The 25,097-nt window shown below is 72.2% G+C and carries 18 protein-coding genes and 1 tRNA gene; 5 read left to right on the plus strand and 14 right to left on the minus strand.

Translation table 11 applies throughout. From position 1 onward, the window contains the following. Window positions 1–15: 15 nt before the first annotated feature. The 4 genes from hemW to lepA all read right to left on the minus strand — a co-directional run bounded on the left by hemW (window position 16) and on the right by lepA (window position 7,457). A complete protein-coding gene (hemW, locus tag OG379_RS13060; protein WP_104791661.1) occupies window positions 16–1,248 on the minus strand; it encodes a radical SAM family heme chaperone HemW in 1,233 nt (410 codons plus the stop codon). An 11-nt stretch (window positions 1,249–1,259) separates the two neighbouring features. Further along, entirely contained in the window at window positions 1,260–3,218 is a 1,959-nt protein-coding gene (locus OG379_RS13065) for a SpoIIE family protein phosphatase (protein WP_405662281.1), read from the minus strand. A gap of 174 nt (window positions 3,219–3,392) precedes the next feature. Beyond that, window positions 3,393–5,282 (minus strand): AMP-dependent synthetase/ligase, encoded by a 1,890-nt coding sequence (locus OG379_RS13070; protein ID WP_393767085.1) that lies wholly within the window; start codon window positions 5,280–5,282, stop codon window positions 3,393–3,395. Between the two features lie 300 nt (window positions 5,283–5,582). Continuing rightward, on the minus strand, window positions 5,583–7,457 hold the full coding sequence (gene lepA / locus OG379_RS13075; protein ID WP_393767083.1) for a translation elongation factor 4: 1,875 nt from the start codon (window positions 7,455–7,457) through the stop codon (window positions 5,583–5,585). Window positions 7,458–7,672: 215 nt separating this feature from the next. Here lepA and rpsT point away from each other — a divergent pair, with 215 nt between their 5' ends. Next, entirely contained in the window at window positions 7,673–7,939 is a 267-nt protein-coding gene (gene rpsT / locus OG379_RS13080) for a 30S ribosomal protein S20 (protein WP_014156344.1), read from the plus strand. A 427-nt stretch (window positions 7,940–8,366) separates the two neighbouring features. Here rpsT and holA read toward each other — a convergent pair whose 3' ends face one another. Continuing rightward, window positions 8,367–9,356: a DNA polymerase III subunit delta gene (gene holA, locus OG379_RS13085; RefSeq protein WP_405662284.1), complete on the minus strand. Its 990-nt coding sequence runs from the start codon at window positions 9,354–9,356 to the stop codon at window positions 8,367–8,369. Between the two features lie 89 nt (window positions 9,357–9,445). Between holA and OG379_RS13090 the strand changes: the two genes are divergently transcribed. Then, window positions 9,446–9,691, plus strand: a complete 246-nt coding sequence (locus tag OG379_RS13090; RefSeq protein ID WP_393767079.1) for a hypothetical protein — start codon at window positions 9,446–9,448, stop codon at window positions 9,689–9,691. A gap of 33 nt (window positions 9,692–9,724) precedes the next feature. On the opposite strand, the gene OG379_RS13095 is transcribed toward OG379_RS13090, so the two are convergent. Both OG379_RS13095 and OG379_RS13100 read right to left on the minus strand, forming a co-directional pair. Next, entirely contained in the window at window positions 9,725–10,609 is an 885-nt protein-coding gene (locus OG379_RS13095; protein WP_405668494.1) for a YceI family protein, read from the minus strand. A 226-nt stretch (window positions 10,610–10,835) separates the two neighbouring features. Continuing rightward, on the minus strand, window positions 10,836–11,654 hold the full coding sequence (locus OG379_RS13100; RefSeq protein ID WP_405662287.1) for an arylamine N-acetyltransferase: 819 nt from the start codon (window positions 11,652–11,654) through the stop codon (window positions 10,836–10,838). A gap of 100 nt (window positions 11,655–11,754) precedes the next feature. Here OG379_RS13100 and OG379_RS13105 point away from each other — a divergent pair, with 100 nt between their 5' ends. Beyond that, window positions 11,755–12,210: a pyridoxamine 5'-phosphate oxidase family protein gene (locus tag OG379_RS13105; RefSeq protein WP_405662289.1), complete on the plus strand. Its 456-nt coding sequence runs from the start codon at window positions 11,755–11,757 to the stop codon at window positions 12,208–12,210. Window positions 12,211–12,236: 26 nt separating this feature from the next. On the opposite strand, the gene OG379_RS13110 is transcribed toward OG379_RS13105, so the two are convergent. The 5 genes from OG379_RS13110 to leuS form a co-directional block, all read right to left on the minus strand. Beyond that, window positions 12,237–14,801, minus strand: coding sequence for a ComEC/Rec2 family competence protein (locus OG379_RS13110; protein WP_405662291.1), 2,565 nt, complete (start codon window positions 14,799–14,801; stop codon window positions 12,237–12,239). Further along, window positions 14,798–15,475: a ComEA family DNA-binding protein gene (locus OG379_RS13115; protein WP_405662293.1), complete on the minus strand. Its 678-nt coding sequence runs from the start codon at window positions 15,473–15,475 to the stop codon at window positions 14,798–14,800. Before OG379_RS13115 ends, OG379_RS13110 begins: the two co-directional genes overlap by 4 nt. Before the next feature lie 742 nt (window positions 15,476–16,217). Further along, window positions 16,218–17,063, minus strand: a complete 846-nt coding sequence (locus OG379_RS13120) for a DegV family protein (RefSeq protein WP_405662295.1) — start codon at window positions 17,061–17,063, stop codon at window positions 16,218–16,220. 188 nt (window positions 17,064–17,251) lie between these two features. After that, a complete protein-coding gene (locus OG379_RS13125) occupies window positions 17,252–17,944 on the minus strand; it encodes a hypothetical protein (RefSeq protein ID WP_405662297.1) in 693 nt (230 codons plus the stop codon). A gap of 153 nt (window positions 17,945–18,097) precedes the next feature. Continuing rightward, a complete protein-coding gene (leuS, locus tag OG379_RS13130) occupies window positions 18,098–20,971 on the minus strand; it encodes a leucine--tRNA ligase (RefSeq protein ID WP_405662298.1) in 2,874 nt (957 codons plus the stop codon). 466 nt (window positions 20,972–21,437) lie between these two features. On the opposite strand from leuS, the gene OG379_RS13135 reads away from it, so the two are divergent. Both OG379_RS13135 and OG379_RS13140 read left to right on the plus strand, forming a co-directional pair. Further along, complete coding sequence (locus OG379_RS13135) at window positions 21,438–22,667, plus strand: hypothetical protein (RefSeq protein ID WP_405662301.1); 1,230 nt, start codon at window positions 21,438–21,440, stop codon at window positions 22,665–22,667. Further along, entirely contained in the window at window positions 22,664–24,238 is a 1,575-nt protein-coding gene (locus OG379_RS13140; protein ID WP_405662303.1) for a ferredoxin, read from the plus strand. The genes OG379_RS13135 and OG379_RS13140 overlap by 4 nt, the downstream gene beginning before the upstream one ends. An 81-nt stretch (window positions 24,239–24,319) precedes the next feature. On the opposite strand, the gene OG379_RS13145 is transcribed toward OG379_RS13140, so the two are convergent. Together OG379_RS13145 and OG379_RS13150 are read right to left on the minus strand one after the other, a co-directional pair. Next, window positions 24,320–24,392: transfer RNA gene (locus OG379_RS13145), tRNA-Ala, on the minus strand. A 163-nt stretch (window positions 24,393–24,555) separates the two neighbouring features. Further along, the gene (locus OG379_RS13150; RefSeq protein ID WP_033305681.1) at window positions 24,556–24,789 is read right to left on the minus strand and encodes a hypothetical protein; all 234 of its coding nucleotides are present in this window, start codon (window positions 24,787–24,789) and stop codon (window positions 24,556–24,558) included. Window positions 24,790–25,097: the final 308 nt, after the last annotated feature.

The raw sequence follows: 25,097 nt of genomic DNA on the forward strand, positions 1-25,097 counted from the left end.
TGCGGGCAGGGCGTGTCAGTCGACCAGGTCCCGCACCACGGCGTCGGCCAGCAGCCGCCCCCGCAGCGTGAGGACCGCGCGGCCCTCGCCGTACGGTCCGGGCTCCAGCAGGCCGTCCTTCACCGCGCGGCCCGCCGCGGCGAGGCCGGCGGGGGCGAGCAGCGACAGCGGGCAGCCCTCGACGAGCCGCAGCTCCAGCAGGATGCGCTCGACCCGGCGGTCCTCGTCGCCGAGCACCTCACGGCCGGCCCCGGGCGAGCGGCCTTCCGCCAGGGCCTGGGCGTAGGCCCCGGGGTGCTTGACGTTCCACCACCGCACCCCGCCGACGTGGCTGTGGGCTCCGGGTCCGGCGCCCCACCAGTCGGCCCCGCGCCAGTACAGCTCGTTGTGCAGGCAGCGGCCCTCGGGCGTACGGGACCAGTTCGATACCTCGTACCAGGAGAAACCCGCGGCCGCCATCGCCTCGTCGGCGATCAGATAGCGGTCGGCGTGGACGTCGTCGTCCGTCATCGGGACCTCGCCGCGGCGGATGCGCCGGGCGAGCTGGGTCCCCTCCTCGACGATCAGCGCGTACGCCGACACGTGGTCGGGTCCGGCGCCGATCGCCGCGTCGAGGGAGGCCCGCCAGTCGTCGTCGGACTCGCCGGGGGTCCCGTAGATCAGGTCGAGGTTGACGTGCTCGAAGCCGGCCTCACGGGCCTCGGCGACGCACGCCTCGGGACGGCCGGGCGTGTGGGTGCGGTCCAGGACCTTCAGGACGTGCTGCCGGGCGCTCTGCATCCCGAAGGAGACGCGGTTGAAGCCGCCCTCCCGCAGCGCCGCGAGGTACGCCGGGTCGACGGATTCCGGATTGGCCTCCGTGGTGATCTCGGCGTCCTCCGCCAGCCCGAACTCCTCACGGATCGCCGCGAGCATCCGGACGAGGTCGGCTGCGGGCAGCAGCGTCGGCGTACCGCCGCCGACGAAGACCGTGCGGACCGGACGGGGGTCGTCGCCGAGCACCTTGCGGGCCTGGCGGACCTCCTCGACGAGGTGGGCCGCGTAGTTGTCCCGGGAGGCCAGGGCGCCGCCGGAGCCGCGCAGCTCGGTCGCGGTGTACGTGTTGAAGTCGCAGTAGCCGCAGCGGGTGGCGCAGTAGGGCACGTGCAGGTAGAAGCCGAGCGGCCGGTCGGCGGCGCCTTCCAGGGCATGGCGGGGCAGCGCCCCGTCGTCGGGCACGGGCTCACCATCGGGCAGTACGGAAGGCATACCGTCCATTGTCACTCGCCGGCGGAGCTGCCCCGCACATCCGCGGATCCGTCGACCTGGAGCACGAGCAGGGCCAGGTCGTCGTCCGGCGGACGCTCGGCGAAGGTGTGGACGGCCCGCTTGATCCGGTCGGCTATCCCGGCGGCCGGAAGCCCCGCACAGCCGGCCAGGACCCGTGCGAGGCCGTCGCCGTCGTCGAACATCAGCCGCCCCGAGCGCCGCTCCGTGACCCCGTCGGTGACGCAGAGGAGGCTGTCGCCGGGCATCAGCACGAAGCTCTGGCTCTCGTACGCCACGTCGTCGACGACGCCGAGCAGCACCTGCGGCTCGGCGGCCGGGCGTACGGAGCCGTCGGGGCGCAGCAGCAGCGGGAGCGGGTGGCCGGCGCTCGCCACGGTGCAGCGCACACCGCCGTCCGGGAGCGGCACGAGATCGCCGTACAGCAGGGAGAGGAAGCGCGACTGGGAGCCGTCCTGGATCTGCCCGCCGTCCTGGATCTGCTGGCCGCCCGCCGCCGCGACCATGAGGGCGGCGGCCTCGGCCGCCTCCATGGCGTCGTCCAGGAGGAGCCGGTTGAGCCGGTCGAGGACCTCGCCGACGCGGAAGCCCTCCCGGGACAGGAGGCGCAGCCAGGGGCGGGCGAGACCGGTGACCACGGCGGCTTCGGGGCCGCTTCCCTGGACGTCTCCGAGCACGAAGCACCAGCGGCCGCCGGGGCACGGGAAGAGGTCGTAGAAGTCGCCGCCGACCACGCCGTCGTCCCCGGGCTCGTACACCAGCGCGCTGGTGACCCCGGGTATCTCGGCGACCTTGCTCGGCAGCAGGCCGCGCTGCAGGATGCGGCTGATGGTGGCCTGGCGTGTGTAGGCGCGGGCGGCTCCGACGGCGAGGCCGACGCGGCGCACGAAGTCCGCGAGGAGGGCGGCGGCTTCGTCGGGGATGTGGTCGGTGCCCTCGCGGCCCACCAGGACGGCGCCGAGCGTGCGCCCGCCCGAGATGATGCGGTGGGCGAGCGCGGCGCCCCCAGCGCCGTCCCCGCGCTCCGTCGTGGCGACTCCCGGCCACGGGATGGGCACGGGGCCCGTACCGACGCTGCCGGGCAGGCGCAGCGGCTCCTTCTCCAGCGCGGGGCGCAGCAGCGCGGTCCGCGCCTCGTCGCGGTGCCAGACCCCCGCGAGCCTGGGGGCGGCCGCCGGGCCTCCGCCCTCGCTCTCCAGCCATATGGCGCACCAGTCGGCGATCCGGGGCACCAGGAGCCGGCCCGCTGTCGACGCCACCAGGTCCTCGTCGAGCTGGCCCGCGAGGAGACCGGATGCCTCGGCGAGGAAGGAGAGCCCGCCGCCCCCGGCCCAGCCCTCGTCGTCGCGCGCCGCGCGCCCGGCGGCGGGGGCGAGGACCCGGCCGGTGCGGGGACCGCGTCCGCGGGTGGCGTCGTCGTCGGCCGGGGCGTCGGGCAGTCCGTAGCGGTCGTCGCCGGGGAGGCGGGCCCAGACGGTCTTGAGGCCGGTGCGGTAGGTGATGCCCCAGGACTCGGCGAGGGTGGCGACCAGCTGCAGCCCCCGGCCGTACTCGGCGGGGTCGGGCCGCTCGGCGCGGTCGTCCCGCACCGACCTGGCGGGATGGTGGTCGGTGACTTCGAGCACCAGCGCGGCCGGGTCGTGCCCGGCGGAGTCCTCCAGCCTGAGGAGCAGCTCGACCGTTGTGCCGGCGTGCACGACCGCGTTGGTGACCAGTTCGCTCGCCACGGTCAGCGCGTCGTCGGTGAGCCGCTCGCCGAACTCGGCGGCTGAGGGCAGGCCGAGCCCGGTCCACTCGGCGAGCGCCGCCCGGACGAATCTGCGGGCCGCGGCCGACGCCTGCGGGATTCCGGGCAGGCTCGTGCGCGCGACCGGACGGGGATCAGCGCCCTGACCGGCGATGACGGTGCCGGGACGCTGAACGATGTCCCGCTGCAAGGGAATGGGCCCCACGGTGCGGCTCCTGACAGTCTCGCGAAACGCCGCTGACGTATCCCGACAGGGTGACAGACCGGGCGTGCCCATAAGCGCCGAGTGACGGAAGTGGCCCGTGCCGAAAGAGAAGGAGCCGGGGCCGGTGGGTGCTCCCGCACCCACCGGCCCCGGCTCCGACCTGCTCCTCGGTTGTTACGCCTCGCGGGAGCCCGCGTACATGTCCTCGATGAGGTCCTTGTACTCGCGCTCGACGACCGGCCGCTTCAGCTTGAGGCTGGGGGTCAGCTCACCGTGCTCGATGTCGAGGTCCCGCGGCAGGAGCCGGAACTTCTTGATGGTCTGCCAGCGCTGCAGGCCCTCGTTGAGGCGCTGCACATAGCCCTCGATCAGCTCCACGGCCTGCGGCGACGCCACCACGTCGGCGTACGGCTTGCCGCCCAGCCCGTTCTCCTGCGCCCAGCCCAGGATGGTCGGCTCGTCCAGCGCGATGAGGGCGGTGCAGAAGTTTCGGTCCGCGCCGTGCACCAGGATGTTGGAGACGAACGGGCAGACCGCCTTGAACTGCCCCTCGACCTCGGCCGGGGCGATGTACTTGCCGCCGGACGTCTTGATCAGGTCCTTCTTACGGTCGGTGATCCGCAGGTAGCCGTCCTGGGAGAGCTCGCCGATGTCGCCGGTGTGGAACCAGCCGTCCGACTCCAGGACCTCGGCCGTCTTCTCGGGCAGCCGGTGGTAGCCCTCCATGAGGCCGGGGCCGCGCAGCAGGATCTCGCCGTCGTCCGCGATCCGGACCTCGGTGCCGGGGAGCGGCTTGCCGACGGTCCCGGTGCGGTAGGCCTCGCCGGGGTTGACGAAGGAGGCGGCGCTGGACTCGGTGAGCCCGTAGCCCTCCAGGATGTGGATGCCGGCGCCGGAGAAGAAGAGGCCGATGTCGGGGGCGAGCGCGGCCGAGCCGGAGACACAGGCCCGGAGCCGCCCGCCGAAGGCCTCGCGGATCTTCGCGAAGACGAGGGTGTCGGCGACCTTGTGCTTGGCGCCGAGCCCGAACGGCACGGAGGCCTTGCCGGTGCGCCGGAAGTTGTCCTGCGACACCGTGGCGTACTCCCGGGCCACCCCGGCCGCCCACTGGAAGATCTTGTACTTGGCACCGCCACCGGCCCGGGCCTTGGCCGCGACCCCGTTGTAGACCTTCTCGAAGATGCGCGGGACCGCCGCCATGTAGGTCGGCTGGACCACCGGGAGGTTCTCGATGATCTTGTCGACGCGCCCGTCGACGGCCGTGACGTGACCGACCTCGATCTGGCCGGAGGTGAGCACCTTGCCGAAGACGTGGGCGAGCGGCAGCCAGAGGTACTGGACGTCGTCCGCGGTGATCAGCCCGGTCGCCACGGTCGCCTTGGCCATGTACGACCAGTTGTCGTGCGGCAGCCGTACGCCCTTGGGGCGGCCGGTGGTGCCCGAGGTGTAGATCAGGGTCGCCAGCTGGTCGGGGGTGATCGCGGCGACCCGGTCGGTGATCGCGTCCGGGTTCTTCACCAGGTGCTCGGCGCCCCTGGCTTCGAGGTCGGCCAGGGTGAGCACCCAGCCCTCGGGGTCGCCCTCCACGGACTCCGCACCGGCGGGGTCGATGACGACGACATGCGCCAGCTCGGGCAGCCCGGCCCTGTTCTCCCGGGCCTTCGCCAACTGGGCCGCGTCCTCGGCGATCAGGACGCGGCTGTCGGAGTCGGCCAGGATGAAGGCGGACTCCTCGGTGTTCGTCGAGGGGTAGATCGTCGTGGTCGCGGCGCCCGCGCACATCACCCCGAGGTCGGCGAGGATCCATTCGACACGGGTGGAGGAGGCCAGCGCGACCCGCTCCTCCGGCCGGACACCGAGAGCGATCAGACCGGCCGCGATGGCGTGGACCCGCTCGGCGGCCTGCGCCCAGGTGAGCGACTTCCAGTCGTCCGGTCCCTGACCGGAGGCGGCGGGCACCGGATAGCGGTACGCCTCCCCGTCCGGGGTGGCCGCCACGCGGTCGATGAAGAGAGTCGCCACGGAGGGCGGTCGGCTATCGATCAAGGTCTGTGTGTCGCTCACGACGTCCTCCGGGCCTGCGGCATTGCTACGACCGGCTTATGGGTGCTGCTGCTTGTATGTCCTGCTTCTCGTTCCCGCTCGGCCTGCTTGTTTAACTGGCGAGTAACTAACGGGTGGTGATCAGAGTAGAGCGCGTCGGACCGTGGCGTAAGAGGCAACAGGCCGCCGCTTGATAACGAACCGGGCCCCTGTGCTGCGGACGTCCGCAGCACAGGGGCCCGTCGGGCTACTCCCGGGTACGCCCGCCTGCGTACTCCCGGGCGGGGCGGGCGGGGGAAGGGGTCGGGCGTCGGGCGGTCGCTACTTCTTGCCCTTGCTCTCGCCGGCCGACTCGTCGGTCGACAGGACGGAGATGAACGCGTCCTGCGGCACCTCCACGTTGCCGACCATCTTCATCCGCTTCTTGCCTTCCTTCTGCTTCTCCAGCAGCTTCCGCTTACGGGAGATGTCACCGCCGTAGCACTTGGCGAGGACGTCCTTGCGGATGGCGCGGACGGTCTCACGGGCGATGACCCGGGAGCCGATGGCCGCCTGGATCGGCACCTCGAAGTTCTGCCGGGGGATGAGCTTCTGCAGCTTGGCGACGAGCCGGACGCCGTACGCGTACGCCTTGTCCTTGTGCGTGACCGCCGAGAAGGCGTCGACCTTGTCGCCGTGGAGCAGGATGTCCACCTTGACGAGCTGGGCGGACTGCTCACCGGTGGGCTCGTAGTCGAGCGAGGCGTAACCACGGGTCTTGGACTTCAGCTGGTCGAAGAAGTCGAAGACGATCTCGGCGAGCGGCAGGGTGTAGCGGATCTCGACCCGGTCCTCGGAGAGGTAGTCCATGCCGAGCAGGGTGCCCCGACGGTTCTGGCAGAGCTCCATGATCGCGCCGATGAACTCGCTGGGCGCCAGGACGGTGGCCCTGACGACCGGCTCGTGCACCTTGTCGATCTTGCCCTCGGGGAACTCGCTCGGGTTGGTGACGGTGTGCTCCGAGCCGTCCTCCATCTCGACGCGGTAGACCACGTTGGGGGCCGTGGCGATGAGCTCGAGACCGAACTCGCGCTCGAGCCGCTCGCGGATCACGTCGAGGTGCAGCAGGCCGAGGAAGCCGACACGGAAGCCGAAGCCGAGCGCGGCCGAGGTCTCCGGCTCGTACACCAGGGCGGCGTCGTTGAGCTGGAGCTTGTCCAGGGCCTCGCGCAGGTCCGGGTAGTCGGACCCGTCCAGGGGGTAGAGCCCCGAGAACACCATCGGCTTGGGGTCCTTGTAGCCGCCCAGCGCCTCGGTCGCCCCCTTGTTCAGGGAGGTGATGGTGTCACCGACCTTGGACTGCCGGACGTCCTTCACACCGGTGATGATGTAGCCGACCTCGCCCACGCCGATGCCGTCGGCCGGGGTCATCTCCGGGGAGGAGACGCCGATCTCCAGCAGCTCGTGGGTGGCGCCCGTCGACATCATCCTGATGCGCTCGCGCTTGTTGAGCTGGCCGTCGACGACCCTGACGTAGGTGACGACACCGCGGTACGCGTCGTAGACCGAGTCGAAGATCATCGCCCGCGCGGGGGCGTCCGCCTGGCCGATCGGGGCCGGGACGTCCCTGACGACACGGTCGAGCAGCGCGTCCACGCCGATGCCGGTCTTCGCGGAGACCTTGAGCACGTCCTCGGGCTGGCAGCCGATGAGGTTGGCCAGCTCCTCGGAGAACTTCTCGGGCTGCGCGGCGGGCAGGTCGATCTTGTTGAGCACCGGGACGATGGTGAGGTCGTTCTCCATCGCCAGGTAGAGGTTGGCCAGCGTCTGCGCCTCGATGCCCTGCGCCGCGTCGACGAGGAGGACGGTGCCCTCGCACGCGGCGAGCGAGCGGGAGACCTCGTAGGTGAAGTCCACGTGGCCCGGGGTGTCGATCATGTTGAGGATGTGGGTCGTGCCCTTGTCCTCACCCTCGGTGGGCGCCCACGGCAGACGGACCGCCTGGGACTTGATGGTGATGCCGCGCTCGCGCTCGATATCCATCCGGTCGAGATACTGGGCGCGCATCTGCCGCTGGTCGACCACTCCCGTCAGCTGGAGCATCCGGTCGGCAAGGGTGGACTTGCCGTGGTCGATGTGCGCGATGATGCAGAAGTTGCGGATCAGCGCCGGGTCGGTACGGCTCGGCTCGGGCACGTTGGTAGGAGTCGCGGGCACGCAGGGTCCTGATTCTTGAGACGCCGGACGCCGTGTCTCGGGTCGAAGTCGGGTCGGACGGATCGATACGTAGCCTCCATGGTCCCACGCCTGCGGGGCCGGGACCGGTTTGGGCCGGTCCGAGGGTGACTGCTACCGTGGGCAGCTGTGCCTCGTGGCCCTCAGAAGCGGCGTGGCGCACATAGGAGATCCAACGAACCTGAAAAGGCTCTTTCGTGGCGAACATCAAGTCCCAGATCAAGCGGAACAAGACGAACGAGAAGGCGCGCCTGCGCAACAAGGCCGTCAAGTCCTCGCTCAAGACCTCGATCCGCAAGGCCCGTGAGGCTGCCGCTGCCGGTGACGTCGAGAAGGCCACTGTGGCCGTCCGTGACGCGTCGCGCCAGCTCGACAAGGCTGTCTCGAAGGGTGTCATCCACAAGAACGCCGCCGCCAACAAGAAGTCGGCGCTGGCGCTCAAGGTTGCCGCCCTCCAGGGCTGAGCTACTGATGTGATCGCCGGAACGGACTCCGCGGGCCCTCTCTCCCGCTCCTGACCGGCACCCGCGCCGCACACCGAACCTGCGTTCGCCACGCGGGTGCGGCGCACCAAGCGTGAACCGAAGGCCCCGGCCGCGTCCTCCCCAGGACGCCCGCCGGGGCCTTCGCGCGTGCCCGTCGCGGGGTGGAAGGCTCCGGGGCGGGGGCGGGGCGGGCTGTGCTGGGCCGGGCTCTCCCGGGCCGGGCTCTCCCGGGCCGGGCTCTCCCGGGCCGGGCTCTCCCGGGCCGGGCTCTCCCGGGCCGGGCTCTCCCGGGCCGGGCTGTCCCGGGCCGGGCTCTCCCGGGCCGGGCTCTCCCGGGCCGGGCTCTCCCGGGCCGGGCTCTCCCGGGCCGGGCTCTCCCGGGCCGGGCTGTCCCGACGGCGCGGGGTCAGCGGCCGCCGGAGCGTGCCGCGCGGGCTACCGCGACCACGGCCTTCTCCAGGGCGTACTCGGGATCGTCCCCGCCGCCCTTCACACCGGCGTCGGCCGCGGCGATCGCGATCAGCGCCGCCGCCACTCCGTCCGGGGTCCATCCGCGCATCTGCTGGCGGACCCGGTCGATCTTCCAGGGGGGCATGCCGAGCTCGCGGGCCAGGTCCGCGGGCCGGCCGCCCCGGGCGGAGGAGAGCTTGCCGATCGCCCGGACACCCTGCGCGAGGGCGCTGGTGATCAGGACGGGGGCGACGCCCGTGGACAGCGACCAGCGCAGCGCCTCCAGCGCCTCCGCGGCCCGGCCCTCGACCGCGCGGTCGGCGACGGTGAAGGAGGACGCCTCGGCGCGGCCCGTGTAGTAGCGGCCGACGACCGCTTCGTCGATGGTGCCCTCGACGTCCGCGACCAGCTGCGAAACGGCGCTCGCCAGCTCCCGCAGGTCACTGCCGATGGAGTCCACCAGCGCCTGGCAGGCCTCCGGGGTCGCGGAGCGCCCGAGCGCCCGGAACTCCGACCGCACGAAGGACAGCCGCTCGGCGGGCTTGGTGGTCTTGGGGCAGGCCACCTCACGCGCCCCCGCCTTCCGCACGGCGTCCAGCAGGCTCTTGCCCTTGGCCCCGCCCGCGTGCAGGAGGACGAGGGTGATCTCCTCGGCGGGGGCGCCCAGGTACGCCTTGACGTCCTTGACGGTGTCGGCGGAGAGGTCCTGCGCGTTGCGCACGACCACCACCTTGCGCTCGGCGAAGAGCGAGGGACTGGTGAGCTCGGCGAGCGTGCCGGGCTGCAACTGGTCCGGGGTGAGGTCGCGGACGTCCGTGTCGGCGTCGGACGCGCGGGCCGCGGCCACCACATGCTGCACGGCGCGGTCCAGGAGCAGGTCTTCCTGGCCCACGGCGAGCGTGACGGGGGCGAGCGGATCGTCGGTGGAACTACGTCTGGTGGCCATCGCGGTCCAGCATCCCACGCCCCTGTGACAAGGCCGCGGGGCAGCCGCCCCGGCGCATCGCTCACCCGGGCATACCGGAGAATGACCGGGTGAGCGATGTGAGACATGTACTGGTGCTGCCCGACCGCGACACGGCCGAGGAAGTCGCCGGGGAGCTGTCCGACCGGTTCGGCGTCACCGAGGAGCCGCAGCTCGTGCGGGACGCCCTGGCCGGCGAGGACGACGCCGAGGACGCCCAGTGGCTGGTGGTGGTGGAGGACCCGGCCGCACGGCTGGACCCGGCGGCGCTCGACGCGTTCGCCGCGGAGTACGAAGGATGGCTGGAGACACCGTAGGGGCCCGGCCGGGCCTCGATGAGCAGGGCGGGATCAGCCCTTGGGGACGATCTGGATGTCCATCTCGATCTTGATGCTCGGGCCGACCACGGCGATGCCGCGCGCCAGCATCGTCTGCCACGTCAGCGTGAAGTCCTCGCGGTGCAGCTCGGTGGTCGCCCGGCAGGCGGCCCGGGTCTCGCCCTCCAGGCCGTTGCCCAGACCGAGGTAGTGGGTGTCCAGCGTGACGGTACGGCTCACACCGTGCAGGGTGAGCGCGCCGGTGACGCCCCAGCGGGTGCCGCCGCGGTGGACGAAACGCTCGCTGTAGAACTCGAGGGTCGGGTAGCGCTCGACATCGAGGAAGTCGCCGGACCGCAGGTGATCGTCACGCATCTGGACGTTCGTGTCGATCGACGAGGCGTCGATGATGACGTGCATGGCGGAGTCCTCCATGCGGTCGGCGATCCGCACGGCGCCGGCGAAGGTGTTGAACCTGCCGTGGATGCGGGCCATGCCGATATGACGTGCCGTGAAGCCGATCTGGGTGTGCGACGGCTCGATCTCCCAGTCACCCGGGTCGGGGAGCTGCGGGGGCTGGGCCACCTGGAGGGAGACGTCGCCGAGGCTCGCGTGGCCGCCCTGGGCCACGGTGGCCGAACCGTGGAACGGAGTGAAGCCCTCAGCCGTGACACCGAGGCGGTAGTCACCGACCGGGACGGTGGCGACGACGTTCCCGAAAGGGTCCGTCTCTCCGCCGACGACCTTGCGGCCCGCGCTGTCGGTGACGACGAACTCGGCCTGCCGCACGGGCTCGGAAACGGGGTCCAGTACGCGGCAGCTCAGCATTCCGGCGTTCTGCGGCACCGGGAACCCGGCGAGGGCGTCGCTCTGCGGGGTGCGGGACTTCGCTCTGCTGCCTAGCCAACGGCCGAACATGTGCACGTACTCCCCAGGGGCGGTTCTCACCTCGGGCCCCTGACAGCCCAACGTCGTTGTCGGAGCAGCGGCCCGCCGACGAATACGTATTCGATCACCGTTGCGACGTTCGAGGCAAACGCCGCAGCTCAGAGAAGGTTGTGCCGAGCTGTACCCAGCTGTGCGCCGCTGTACGCAGGTACTCCCTATGGTCCGTATTGACCGGTGCGCCCCGGCGTGGGCACGGTCAGCCCCGGGGGCGCACCGTGGGCAGGCGGGTGAGCGCCAGACCGAAGTGGTCGCGGTAGGCGGCCAGCACCTCGGCGTCGTCGTTCAGCTCCGTCTCGTGCCGCTCGCCCCGCACGGTCGTGATCAGGGTGTGCCCGCGGAGCGTCACCCTGCCGTCCGCGGTGCGCCGGGAGCAGATGAGGGACCGTGCGAAGTGGGAGTCCGGCGAGGTGCGGTGGTACCAGGACCCGGCCCGGAAGTCCGACAGCACCCGCGGCCGCAGATCCAGGCGGAACTGGCGCGAACCGTCGCGCAGCAGATCGAGGTCTCCCTGCGGCGCCTCCCGGAGCCGGAACCTGCCGCAGGGATCGTCCTGCTCGGTGCGGGCCTCCAGTTCGAGCGGGTGCAGGGCGTGGTCGCCGAAACCGACATCGGCGAGCCACGGGCCCGTACCGTCGTCGGTCCCGACGCGCAGCGCGACGTGGTCGTACGGGATACCGAGGCGTCCTCCGTCGCCGAACACCCGTGCCTGGAGCGGGGTGACGCGGAAGCCCAGCTCTCGGAGCAGTACGGCGAAGGCGCCGTTGAGCTCGTAACAGAAACCACCCCGGCGGTCCGTGACGATCTTGTCGACGAGCTTCTCCTCCTCCAGCACGATGTCCTGGCCGAGATGGATCGAGAGGTTCTCGAAGGGCACGGTCATCAGGTGGCGGAGCTGCAGCTCGCGCAGTGCGGCGGCGTCGGCTCGCGCGGGGCGGGTCGCACCGATGCGTTCCAGGTAGGCGTCCACCCGGACGGGAGTGGGCGCGTGGGCCTGCCGCTGCGTTTCCTCGTTCATCCCCGAAGTCTGTCGCGGTGCGCCGGACGGCGCCATGAGCCCGTGGACCTAGGACCGTCGACGGATGCGGCGCCCGCTGCCGGTGGCTAGCGTGTCGGCCATGACGGAGCGAGAGCCGGCGCGCAGCCTGGAACAGCGCAAGCAGGACGCACTCGATCGCCTGGAGAAGGACGAGGACGTCTGGGTGGCGACGGCCTCCGCCGACGGTGTGCCGTGTCTGGTGCCGTTGTCGTTCGTCTGGGACCGGGGCACGCTGCTGCTGGCGACCCGGCGCACCAATCCGACAGCGGTCAACGTGACCCCGTCCGGGCAGGCCAGGCTCACTCTCGGACACACCCGTGATGTGGTGCTGATCGAGGGAACGGCCGAGATCGTGGAAGGGACGGACCTTCCCGCCGGGTCGGGGGACGCCTTCGCCGAGAAGCTCCACTGGGACCTGCGGGGACGCGACGCCTGGGTGTATCTGCGCGTCACTCCCTGCACCGTCAAGGCGTGGCGCGAGGAGAACGAGCTGGCCGGGCGCGATCTGATGCTCGACGGCACCTGGCTGGTCTGACAGTCGGCGCAGGGCGCGACTCGCCTTCATGACCGGCCTGCCGCACGCAGCCCCGTGCCGGAACCCGTCACCGCGATCGCACCGTGGACGTCGGTGCGCAGGACCTTCGCTCCCGCCGCCTCGAGCGCTTCGACCGTACGGGCCGCCGGGTGACCGTACGGGTTGTCCCGGCCGCAACTGATCAGCGCGAATCTCGGGCGCGCGCTGCGCAGGAGCGCGGCGTCCTGGTGGGCGGAGCCGTGGTGCGCGACCTTCAGCACATCCACCCGGGGCAGCACCGGATGGCTGCGCAACACCCCTTGCTGCGCCGGGGGTTCCAGGTCGCCGAGGAGCAACAGGGTCAGCCCGCCGGACCGGACGAGCAGCGTGACGCTGGAATCGTTCGGCTCCTCGGTCACGTAGGCCGCTGCCGCCCCCGGCGCGCCGGGCCAGAGGACCTGCCAGTCGAGGGGCCCCGCCCGGCGCCGCTCCCCCGCAACCGCCCGGACCATCGGAACACGCGCCGCCGCAGCCGTTCTCTCCACGAAGGCCGCCTGCTCCGGCGGTTCGTCGAGACTCGTGGTCTGGATCGCGCCGACCTCGCGGCCCCTCAGCACGCCGGGGAGGCCGCGCACATGGTCGGCGTGGAAGTGGGTCAGGAGCAGAAGCGGCACACGGGTGATGCCGAGGTCGCGTAGGCAGCGGTCCACGAGTCGGGGTTCAGGACCGGTGTCCACGACCACTCCCGTGCCGTCCCCGGCGGCGAGCACCATGGCGTCTCCCTGTCCCACGTCACAGAGCGCGAAGGCCCAGCCCGGCGGCGGCCAACCCGTCACGAGCCGGGTGAGCGGCACCGGCCTCAGCACCGCGAGCACCAGAAGGAGCGCGGCGGCGGAGCAGACCCAGGGGTGGCGGGCGAGGCGGCGGGCCAACAGCACCAGCAGGGCCGTGAGGACCGCCAGGAGGGCCGCGCCGCGCCAGCCGCCCGGCCAGTCCGCCTCCGCCCCGGGAAGTGCGGCCCCGGTGCGGGCCACGGAGGCAATCCACCCGACCGGCCAGCCGGCGATCCCGGCCAGCACCTCGGCGGCCGGCATGGACGCGGGGGCCACGGCGAGGGCGGCGAACCCCAGGACCGTCGCGGGCGCCACCGCGAATTCGGCCAGCAGATTGCAGGGAATCGCCACCAGGCTGACCCTGGACGCGAGGACCACGACCACGGGCGCGCAGACCGCCTGAGCGGCTCCCGCGGCGGCCAGCACCTCCGCGAGCCGTGCCGGGACCCCGTGCCGCTGAAGAGCGCCGCTCCACCTGGGCGCGAGGGTGAGAAGCGCCCCGGTGGCCAGCACGGACAGCAGGAACCCGTAACTACGGGCCAGCCACGGGTCGTACAGCACCAGCAGCAGAACGGCCGCGGCCAGTGCGGGAATCAGCGATCTGCGCCGGCCCGTCCCGATGGCGAGCAGCGTGATCAGGCCGCAGGCGGCCGCGCGCAGGACGCTCGGCTCGGGACGGCAGACGATCACGAAGGCCAGCGCGATGCCGCCACCCGTCAGGGCGGTCATGCGCAGGGAGATACCCAGTCGGGGTGCCAGCCCGCGGCGTTCGCTGCGCGACGCCGTCCCCGGCGGGCCGATGAGGAGGAAGAGCAGGATGGACAGGTTGGCGCCGGAGACGGCGAGCAGGTGCGTGAGGTCGGTGGCCTTGAAGGCGTCGTGCAGGTCGGGCGGAACCCGTGAGGTGTCGCCGACCACCAGCCCCGGCAGGAGGGCCCGCGCATCGGCGTCGAGCCCGTCGGTGGCTTCGCGCAGGCCGGACCGCAGCCGCCCTGCCGCGCGTTGGAGGAGGGTGGGCTCCGTGGTGACCTGCGGCGGGTCGTTCGCGTCGGTGCCCAGCACGGCCGCGATGCGCTCCCCCTCGTGACGCGGTGGTGCGAGCCGCCCGCTGATGCGGAGGCCTGTCGAGGGCAGCAGCCGCTGCCACCGCGCCGCCGCGTCACCAGGGGCGACCATGACGAGAACGGGAGTGCTGAGCCTGGTGACTGTGCCGTCGGAGGCGGTCAGCCGGTCGATCTCGGCGTCCAGAAGGAGGGAGACGGGCGTGCTGTGGTCCCCCTGCACACGCGGCCGGGTCCGGCGGGGGTCGGAGGTGACGGTCACCTCCGCCACGACGCGCGCGTACGACTCAGCCAGTCCGGGGACGGGGCCACTACGGGAATCCGCGCCGTGGAGTCCGGCCGCAGCCGCGCCGGCCGCGGCGCAGAGCAGCACCCCGGCGGCGGCCGTGGTTCGCGTCCCGGCACGCCGGGGCGCCCTCGCGGGCCCTGAGCCCGCAGCCGCCGTATCCGCCGGGCCCGTCGGATACGCCGCCCCGAGCGCACCGCGGGGCTCTGCTCGCGGCACGATCCGGGGTACGGCGATGAGGCCGAGCCCCGCGCATCCGCAGAGGACGGCCCCGACCGCAACCCACCGGCCCGGCGCCCCCAGTGCCAGGACTGAGGCCGCCCAGGCCGCCAGGGCCGGAGGGACCAGCCGCAGATCGGCCGGAGCCTCCTGGTGCGGGTCGGCGGCGCCCAGTCGGCCGCCCGAGTCCGCGTGGACGTCAGGACCGGTCATGGCCTGACCAGCGGCCGGATATCCGCGAACCGGCGGTCCCCGATGCCGTTGACCTCGCGGAGTTCGTCGACGGAGCGGTAACCCCCGTGCTCGGTGCGGTAGTCGACGATGTGCTGGGCGAGCACCGGCCCGACGCCCGGCAGGGTTTCGAGCTGCTCGACGGTGGCCGTGCCGAGGCTCACCGGCGCCGCCGGCCCGCCCTCTCCCGGCGCGCCGCCGCCCACCCCCGTGCCACCCGCCGGCGGCGGGGCGGCGGGCATGCCCACCGCTACCTGTTCACCGTCCGTCAGGACACGCGCCCGGTTGAGTGCGGAGAGGTCGGTACCCGCGCGGGCACCTCCTGCGGCGCGCAGGGCGTCCGCGACGCGGGAACCGGCCGGCAGATACTGGATCCCCGGCCGGCGCACCTTGCCGCTCACGTCGACGACGATCTGCCCGCCGGGCGCGGTGCCCGTCCGCGCTCCCGCGCCCGGACCGGGCGTGAGGCCCGGCAGAGCCTTCGGGGCCCCCGGCCCGCCGTCCTGGACCGCGGCGGCCTCCGCGACCCGGTCGGGCGCGCGTACTGGCTCGGGACGGGCCGACCAGAAGTGGGCCGCCGCGAACACCGCGGCCCCGACCAGGACGACGGCAAGGGCGGCGAGCGCCCGTGGCTCCAGGCCGCATCGCAGCTGCACCCACAGGGGTAAGCGATCCCGCAGAGCGGGCCCGGCTTCCCGCCACCACGGCCTCCGCACACCGGAGTCGTCGGGCACTGCGCGTCGCAGCGGACCCGGCGGGGCTGACGGGTCTGTCCCCGAACTCGCGTCGGATGCCGGGCGCGGTTGCGTGGCCACTGCCCAGGAAGGTGCGACGCGGGCTCGTCCGGGCCTGCCGGGCAGCGCGGTAGCCGTGGCCACTGCCGGTTCCGTGACAGAAGTAGCCGCAGGCCCGGCAGGCCCGGACGCCACCCCGGGCGCGGGCGCAGTCCGGTCGGCGGCCATGAGCGCGTCCGCGCGGAGCCGGGAAGCTGCCGCGATCTCGGCGTCCGACCCGCGCGGAGTGGGCCGTCGGCGCCCGTGCCGTCCGCCGGACGCGGCGCCGGGCGAACTGCCCGCCGCTCCGCCGGGGCGGACACCGGACCTGTGCCGGGCACGCCCCGCCGGGCCCGGCCCGTGGGACGCACGGCGGGCTGCGCGGTGCGTGGCACGGTGCGCGGGCGGGTCCATGGCCGCGTGTGCGGGCAGATCCGCGGGCCGGTGTGCGGGCGTAGCGGCGCCGGCCCGGCTCTGCCGGTCGGTAGCACGGTCAGATGCGAGAAGTGAACGGAGTGTCATGCCTCACGACGCTAGACACTTCCGGGAAAACCCGCCGAGCTGCCCCAATTACGGTGGATAACTCGCCAGTTGTGGATAACCGCATCACCCGCCGGAGTGACGTTCAGCGGGGTGCGACCACGGCGCCCAGCAGCCCCGGCCCGGTGTGCGCCCCGATCACCGCACCCACTTCGCTCACATGCAGGTCCACGAGTCCGGGCACCCTGCCCCGCAGCCGCTCCGCCAGCCGCTCGGCCCCGTCCGGAGCGGCCAGATGATGGACGGCGATGTCCACAGCCCCCGTTCCGGCCCGCGCGGCGACGATCTCCTCCAGCCGTGCGATCGCCTTGGACGCCGTCCGTACCTTCTCCAGCATCTCGATGCGCCCGCCGTCGAGTTGAAGGAGCGGCTTGACGGCCAGGGCCGATCCCAGCAGCGCCTGGGCCGCACCGATTCGCCCGCCCCTGCGCAGGTAGTCCAGCGTGTCCACGTAGAAGAACGCCGACGTGCCCGCCGCCCGCTTCTCTGCCGCGGCCACCGCCTCGTCCAGCCCGCCGCCCGACTCGGCGGTCTCGGCCGCGGTGAGCGCGCAGAATCCCAGGGCCATGGCGACCATGCCGGTGTCGACCACGCGCACCGGCACGGGCGCGTCCTTCGCGGCGACCACGGCGGCGTCGTACGTGCCGGAGAACTCGGCCGACAGATGGAGGGAGACGATGCCGGTGGCTCCCGCCTCGGCCGCGGCTCGGTACGCGGCCGAGAAGACCTCCGGACCGGGCCGTGAGGTGGTCACGGAGCTGCGCTTCTGCAGGGCCTGCGCCAGCGACCGGGCCGAGATCTCCGTGCCCTCCTCCAGGGCCTGATCACCCAGGACGACGGTCAGCGGCACCGCGGTGATGCCGTGCCGTTCCATCGTCTGGGGCGGCAGGTAGGCCGTTGAATCGGTGACGATCGCGACATGGCGGGACATGAGCCGGAGGTTACCTTCCGGGGCGGGGGCACGGCAGCCCGGGACCGGCCTGCTGATCATTTCAGGTCGGTCGCGGGGCCGTACTTGACGTACCCCGATCTTCTTCGGAGGCGTTCAGGACGCACCCGTGCGCGTCACCCGGACGCGCCGAAGGCAGCCCGAGTCACCGTTTCCGCCGCCGCTGCCCGTCAGTTCGTGGTCTCCGGCTTGGCCGACTTCTGCCACGGGTAGCCCGTGCGCAGCCGCGGGTCCGGAGGGGTGAGCGAGGGCGGCGTCTCCTCGTCGGCGGGCCCGCTCCAGCTGTGCCCGGCCGTATCGGCCTGTGCAGCCGGCTCCTCGGTCGTCCAGTGCCGCAGAGCCCCGGATTCCAGGTCGATCTGCGCGTTGAGTGCGGCCAGGTCGTCGTCGGCGAACTGCCGGGCCCGGTCACGCGCCGCCCAGCGCAGCGAGTCCGCCGAGTGTGTGATGCGCTCCGTGCGCTCCTTCAGGCCCGGCAGCAGTGTGGCCACGGTCGCCCGGTCAGGCTCGCGCTCCAGCCGCTTGAGCTCGTTGTCGAGCTCACGTCCGTGCGCGCTCAGACGCTGGAAGAGTCCCAGCGACTCCGACAGGGAGGCGTCCTCCGCCGCCCCGGCGTTCAGCGCCTCCTGGGTCGCCCGCATCGACGTGCGCAGCGTGAGCCTCAGCTGCGCGAGCTCCCCCGGCACGCCCGGCTGACCGTAGCTCTTGGCCCGCAGGGCGGTGTCCTCGACGGAGCGGCGCGCCTGCGTGATCGTCCGGTCCACACCACGCTTGGCGGCGCGCACCGTCTTCACACCGGCGTACACCCCGAGCGCCAAGAACGCCACGAACAGCAGCGTCAGGATCAGGATCACGGCTTCCATGAACGCCCCTCGGGTTGTCGGTCGGCAGCCGCGTGCGGTCGCCCCTTCTACCGTAAACGGAACGGGCAGGCCGAGGGTTCCACCGGAACCCCCAACCTGCCCGTAGGGGAGAGCCCTGGCACGCCCGTGAGGACCGCCGGGGCGCCCGCGCCGTTACGCGGGGACGATGTTGACCAGCTTCGGCGCCCGCACGATCACCTTGCGGATCCCGGCCCCGCCCAGTGCGGCGACGACGTTCTCGTCGGCCAGGGCCAGCGCTTCCAGTTCCTCGTCCGAGATCGACGGGGAGATCTCCAGGCGCGCCCTGACCTTGCCCTTGACCTGAACCACGCAGGTCACGGTCTCGTCCACGACGTAGGCCGGGTCCGCGACCGGGAAGTCCTGGTGCACGACGGACTCGGTGTGACCCAGCCGGCGCCACAGCTCCTCCGCCACGTGCGGCGCCAGCGGAGCGATCAGCAGCACCAGCCGCTCGGCGACCGACCGCGACAGCGGCCCGCCGGCCTTCGTCAGGTGGTTGTTCAGCTCGGTGACCTTGGCGATGGCGGTGTTGAACCGCATCCCCGCCATGTCCTGGCCGACACCGTCGATGGCCTTGTGCAGCGCCCTCAGCGTGTCCTCGCCGGGCTCCGTGTCCACGACGGTGACCTCACCGGTCTCCTCGTCGACGATGTTGCGCCACAGCCGCTGCAGCAGCCGGTACTGGCCGACGACGGCCCTGGTGTCCCACGGACGCGAGACGTCCAGCGGGCCCATCGCCATCTCGTACAGCCGCAGGGTGTCCGCCCCGTACTCGCCGCAGATCTCGTCGGGCGTCACGGCGTTCTTCAGGGACTTGCCCATCTTGCCCAGGACGCGGCTGACCTTCTCGCCGCCGTGGTAGAACGCCCCGTCGCGCTCCTCGACCTCGGCTGCCGGCACGGCGATACCGCGGCTGTCCCGGTAGACGAAGGCCTGGATCATGCCCTGGTTGTACAGCTTGTGGAACGGCTCGACGGACGAGATGTGCCCCAGGTCGTGCAGCACCTTCGACCAGAAGCGCGCGTACAGCAGGTGCAGCACGGCGTGCTCGGCACCACCGACGTACAGGTCGACGCCACCGGTCGGCTGGCCCTCGCGCGGACCCATCCAGTACTGCTCGATCGCCGGGTCGACCAGCCGCTGGTCGTTGTGCGGGTCCAGGTAGCGCAGCTCGTACCAGCAGGAACCCGCCCAGTTCGGCATGGTGTTGGTCTCACGGCGGTACTTTCGCGGGCCGGAGCCGTCGCCCAGGTCCAGGGTGACGTTGACCCAGTCGGCGTTCCGGGACAGCGGGGTCTCGGGCTGGGTGTCGGCGTCCTCCGGGTCGAAGGTGCGCGGCGAGTAGTCGTCGACCTCGGGCAGTTCCAGCGGCAGCATCGACTCGGGCAGCGGGTGGGCGATGCCCTCCTCGTCGTACACGATCGGGAAGGGCTCTCCCCAGTAGCGCTGGCGGCTGAACAGCCAGTCACGCAGCCGGAAGTTGACGGTGCCCTCGCCGACGCCGCGCGCCTGCAGCCACTCGGTGATCTTCGCCTTGGCGTCGACGACGCCCAGACCGTCCAGCGAGATCCCCTCGTTGGCGGAGTTGACCAGCTTCGCGTCGTACGAGCCGAAGGCGTCGTCCCAGGTCGAGGGGTCCAGGCCGCGGTCGTCAGCCGGCTCGACGACGCAGCGCATCGGCAGCTCGAAGGCGCGCGCGAAAGCGAAGTCGCGCGCGTCGTGCGCCGGTACGGCCATGATCGCGCCGGTGCCGTAACCCATCAGGACGTAGTCGGCGATGAAGACGGGGACCTTCTCACCGCTGACCGGGTTGGTCGCGTAGGCGCCGGTGAAGACACCGGTCTTGTCCTTGGCCTCCGCCTGCCGTTCCACGTCGGACTTGGCCGCGGCCTGCTTGCGGTACGCGGTGACGGCCTCGGCCGGGTTCGCGTGACCGCCGGTCCACACCGGGTGGGTGCCCTCCGGCCAGGCGGCGGGGATGATCCGCTCGACCAGCTCGTGCTCGGGCGCCAGCACCATGTAGGTCGCGCCGAACAGCGTGTCCTGGCGGGTGGTGAAGACGGTGATGTCTCCGGCCCCGTCGACGGGGAAGTCGACGCGCGCACCCTCGGAACGGCCGATCCAGTTGCGCTGCTGCAGCTTGATGGCCTCGGGCCAGTCCAGGCCGTCCAAGTCGTTCAGCAGACGGTCCGCGTACGCCGTGATGCGCATGTTCCACTGACGCAGCTTGGCCTTGAAGACCGGGAAGTTACCGCGCTCGGAGCGCCCGTCGGCCGTCACCTCCTCGTTGGCCAGCACGGTGCCCAGCCCGGGCGACCAGTTGACGGGGGCGTCCGAGGCGTACGCCAGGCGGTACTGCCCCAGGATGTCGGCGCGGTCGGCGGCGCTCAGCGCGTCCCACTGACCGCCGCCGGGGACGGGGCGCTCACCGCTCTCGAACTGCGCGACCAGTTCGGCGATCGGGCGGGCGCGGTCGGCGTCGGTGTCGTACCAGGAGTTGAAGATCTGCAGGAAGATCCACTGGGTCCACTTGTAGTAGTCCGCGTCGATCGTCGCGAAGGAGCGGCGCTTGTCGTGCCCCAGCCCCAGCCGGCGCAGCTGGACCTTCATGTTCTCCATGTTGGCCTCGGTGGAGGCCCGCGGGTGTGTGCCCGTCTGCACGGCGTACTGCTCGGCCGGCAGGCCGAAGGCGTCGAAGCCCAGGGTGTGCAGGACGTTGTGCCCCGTCATCCGCTGGTGGCGGGCGTAGACGTCGGTGGCGATGTAGCCCAGCGGGTGACCGACATGCAGGCCGGACCCCGAGGGGTACGGGAACATGTCCATGATGAACTTCTTCGGCTTGGCGGCCAGCTCCGGATCGTCCGCCAGGTCACCGGTCGGGTTGGGCGCCTCGTACGTCCCCTCGGCGTCCCAGAAGTCCTGCCAGCGTGCCTCGATGTCGGCGGCCATCGCTGCCGTGTAGCGGTGCGGCGCGGCCACCTCGGCCGCGGAATTCGTCTCGCTCATGATCCTCAAAGCTCCATCGATCGTCATCTGCCGGCGCCCACGTCTACGGACACACGTCTACGGAAACGAAAAATCCCCTCGCACAGGAGGGGACGCCGCGCCGAGTCCGACCAGGCATTCTCACCGGTCGGGAATGATCAGCGCGGCTCGCTAAGCAGAAGGCGTACGGCACGCATGGCGTCAGGGTACCGCACAGGCCCGGGGCCCGGCCCGGCACATATGCGGCAGAGGGGCCGCCCCGGGGCCCGGCGCCCCGCGTCCGGAAGGCACGCTACCCGCGCCAACCTTCCACACGACCCGCACACTCCGGAGGTTACTCCGCGTACTGCCTCCTATCGGGGCAACAGTTCAAACCTCGTACCGGCCGGTAGACGGCGACCTAGCATGCCGCAACGGGACCGCATTGCCGAGCCATTCGGAGTCGCCCCCCATGAAGCCTCATCGCAGGATCCGTACGTCCCCCTCCATGAGTCCCAGCCCAGGGATGAGCCGCCCGGTGCAGGGCGGGCTGACCGTCGCGGCGCTGGTTCTCATCCCTCTGCTCGCCGTCGCGGGGAGCGACGGCATGCGCGCCGCATTCGACTTCACCACCGGTGTCCTGACGCTGGTGTCCCTCACCGCCGCGGTCGCCTGGGGCCTGCTGGCCACCGACCGGGTGTTCCTCTCGACCCGCCAGCGGATCGTCTGCCAGGGCATCCACCGGGCCGCCGCCGTCGCCTCGCTCGGGTTCCTCCTGCTGCACGGCACGGTGAAGGTCGCCCTGGGGCACGTCGGTCTGCTCGGCGCCCTCATACCGTTCGGCACGGGCGTGGGCGGCACGGCCGGCCTCATCGGTTTCGGTTCGCTCGCCGGGCTGCTGATGATCACCACGGCGGCGACCGGCGCCATGCGCAGCGCCTTCGCCACTCCGGGCAGGGTCGCCGGCCGCTGGCGCGCGCTGCACGCACTGGCCTACCCGGCCTGGTGCTTCGCACTGGTGCACGGACTGTACGCCGGCAGGCAACCCGCGACCTGGGTCGTCGTGATGTACATGCTCTGCGTGACGGCGGTGGCCGCGGTGCTCGCCCTGCGGCTGCTTCCCGGCCCGACCAAGCGTCTGCTCACCGATCTGGTCACCGGCCTGATCCGTCCGGACGGCCCGCTGTCCGCGCCCGACCCGGTCATACGCCCTTCCCCGCTCCCCCGCCCTGAACACACGGCGCCACCGGCCGGCCGGGGCCTGCCCACCGACGCACCCGGCTGGGGCGACGACGACCGCGGCGCGCGCGGGACCCCGGTCCGCCCCAGGACGCTTTCGGCCCCGGCGCCAGGAGCCTTCGAACCACCGAGGTACGAGCCCCAGCCGTACGACCGGCCGCAGTACGGACACCAGCAGTACGGGGCACCTCCGTACGAACCCCCGCCGCGCAGCTCCGAGCGACTTTCCCCGGGCCCGGTTCCGGCACCGGCGACGGGGCCTCGGCCCGGCATCTCCGCGGCGTACCGGGCCGTCTCCCGGCCTTCCGGCCGCCCGCCGGAGCCGACGCACGACCGCTGGCCCGCTCCGGCCCCCGCGCCTCCCGCGCAGGCGCTCAGGCCCGCGTACGCCCCGCCCCCCGGCCCCGCCTCCACCCAGGAGACCGAGCAGCTGCCGGGCCCGCTCTACCCGCCTTCGGCAGGAGAGCCCTGGAACACACCGGCAGGAGACCGACCGTGAACGTCCCCCTCCCCGATGTGCCCGAGGTCCGCGTCGTCGGACTCCCCCAGCTGACCACCGGCTTCGACCTGGTGGAACGCCTCGACCTCGCCATGCATCTGAAGGTGCACGGCCCGCTCGAACCGATGACCGGCGAGCGGCTGGCCGAACTGGCCGAGTCCATCTCACTGCGCGGCCGCGGGGGCGCGGGCTTCCCCTTCGGGAAGAAGCTCCGCGCCGTGGCGAAGGCCTCCATACGGCGCGGCGTACGGCCGGTCGTCGTGATCAACGGCAGTGAGGGCGAACCCGCCTGTCGCAAGGACACCGTGCTGCTCAACCGCACCCCGCACCTCATCCTCGACGGCGCCCTGCTGGCCGCGGAGGCGCTCGGCGCACGCACGCTGGTCGTGGCCGTCACACGCAACTCGACGGAGATCTCCGTACGGACCGCCCTGGCCGAACGCGGTCTGTCCGACCGGCGTGGCCGGCACCTGCGCGCCCGGGTGGTGCGCACCCCGGAGCGCATGGTCTCCGGAGAGGCCTCGGCGGTCATCCGGGCGGTGAACGGCGGCCCCGCCCTGCCGCCGGGCCGCCGCGAGCGCGCCGCGGAGTCCGGCGTCGGCGGCGCCCCGACCCTCCTGTCCAACGCGGAGACCTACGCGCAGCTCGCCGTGGCCGCACGGCTCGGCTCCCGCCGCTACGGGCACACCGGCCTGTCCGACGAACCCGGCACGGTCCTGCTCACGGTCTCCGGGGCGGTGGCCCGCCCGATGGTGATCGAGGTACCCACCGGCGTGCCCCTGCGCTACGTCCTGCAGCTGGCCGGCGCCCCGCCGCTGCCCCAGGGCGTGCTCACCGGCGGCTACCACGGCAACTGGATCGACGCGCTCGCCACACACGACGCCATGGTCTCCAGAGCCTCCCTGGCCGCGGCGGGCGGCGCGCTCGGCGCCGGCGCCATCCTGCCGATCGGGCCGGAGACCTGCCCGCTCGGCGAGTCGCTGAGAATCGCGAACTGGCTGGCCGCCGAGACCGCGGGGCAGTGCGGCCCGTGCAAGCTCGGGCTGCCTGCCGCAGCGGGCGGCCTCTCGGACGTCCTGAACGGCGGCGGCCCCGCCGCCCTGGAGGCGCTCCGCGAGGTGACCCAGGCGGTGAAGGGCCGCGGGGCGTGCAAACACCCGGACGGATCCGCCCGGTTCCTGACCTCGACCCTCTCGGCGTTCACGGACGATCTCGCCGCGCACGTGCTGGACGGCGGCTGCGGACGGGAGACGCTCGGGGTGCTGCCGCTGCCTTCACCCGGCTACGAGGACCTGGAGGAGTCCATCCCGAGCGGCGAGAAGCTGGCGGTGGACTGGACGCTCTGCCAGGGCCACGGTCTCTGTGCGGACATCGTTCCCGAGCTGATCAGGCTGGGCCCGGACGGCTACCCGGCGCTCGCGGACGCCACTGTTCCGATGCACCTGCGGGGCCGCGCACAGCGAGCCGTACGGAGATGCCCCGCTCTGGCACTCCGTATCGAACAGGCACCGGCAGACCGCCCCTCGCTCCCGAGTGCACAGCGCAGGGCCCTGGGCAGCGGACACGGCTGACCCGCGCGTCCCGGCGGCGGCAGAGATGACGGACACAACAAGAAGCGGGTCATCCGATCCGGATGACCCGCTTCTTCACTGTGGAGCTAAGGAGAATTGAACTCCTGACCTCCTGCATGCCATGCAGGCGCTCTACCAACTGAGCTATAGCCCCGTGCTGTTTGCCGCCCGGTTCCCCTGGCGACATCGAGAACATTACACGGTCCCACCGGCCCATCAAAAATCGTTTCCACTCTGTCCGCATATGACCGGCGCGCACTGCCCTGACCAGCGGTTGCTCCGGACATGAGGAGCGTGCGCCGGAGGCACACAGCACGTCAGGCGGTGGCGAAGGAGTAGAACCTCTTCAGGGTGCAGTGCTCCTCGAGGAGTCGGCCGTAGATGGGCTCCCCTTCGAGCTCCCGGTACGTCTCGATGGGGTCGCCTTTTATGATCAGCGCCCGTGCGCACTCCTCGCACCAGTACTGGAACTCCGCGTTGACGGGGTCCATGTCCCGGACGATGGGCGTACCGCTGCCGCACCAGTCGCACTTCCTCCTGTGTGCACCCATCCGGTCAGCTCCGGGGGTGGCCGCAGGCCGTGCACGCGGAGGAACCCTCTTGCGAGGCGTCGGAAGAACGGGTCGCGGTGGGTCCATGAGCGGCGGTGCGGTGACCCGCGGAGCGATGGGTCGCGGTGGGGGTAAGGGGCGGGCCCGGGGCCCGTACGCGGCTCGCAGGCATCCGCGCTCCCTCCCGATCGGTCCGTCGCCCCCTCCGGCGCTCCGATTCTGCCATGACCCCGCAAGGAGGTCAGCCCGACGACCGCCCCGCTGGGCGGCTTTGCCCTCAAGGAAGAGGACCGGAGCGGCCGGCCGGC

Source organism: Streptomyces sp. NBC_01166 (assembly GCF_045039765.1).
Lineage (GTDB): Bacteria > Actinomycetota > Actinomycetes > Streptomycetales > Streptomycetaceae > Streptomyces.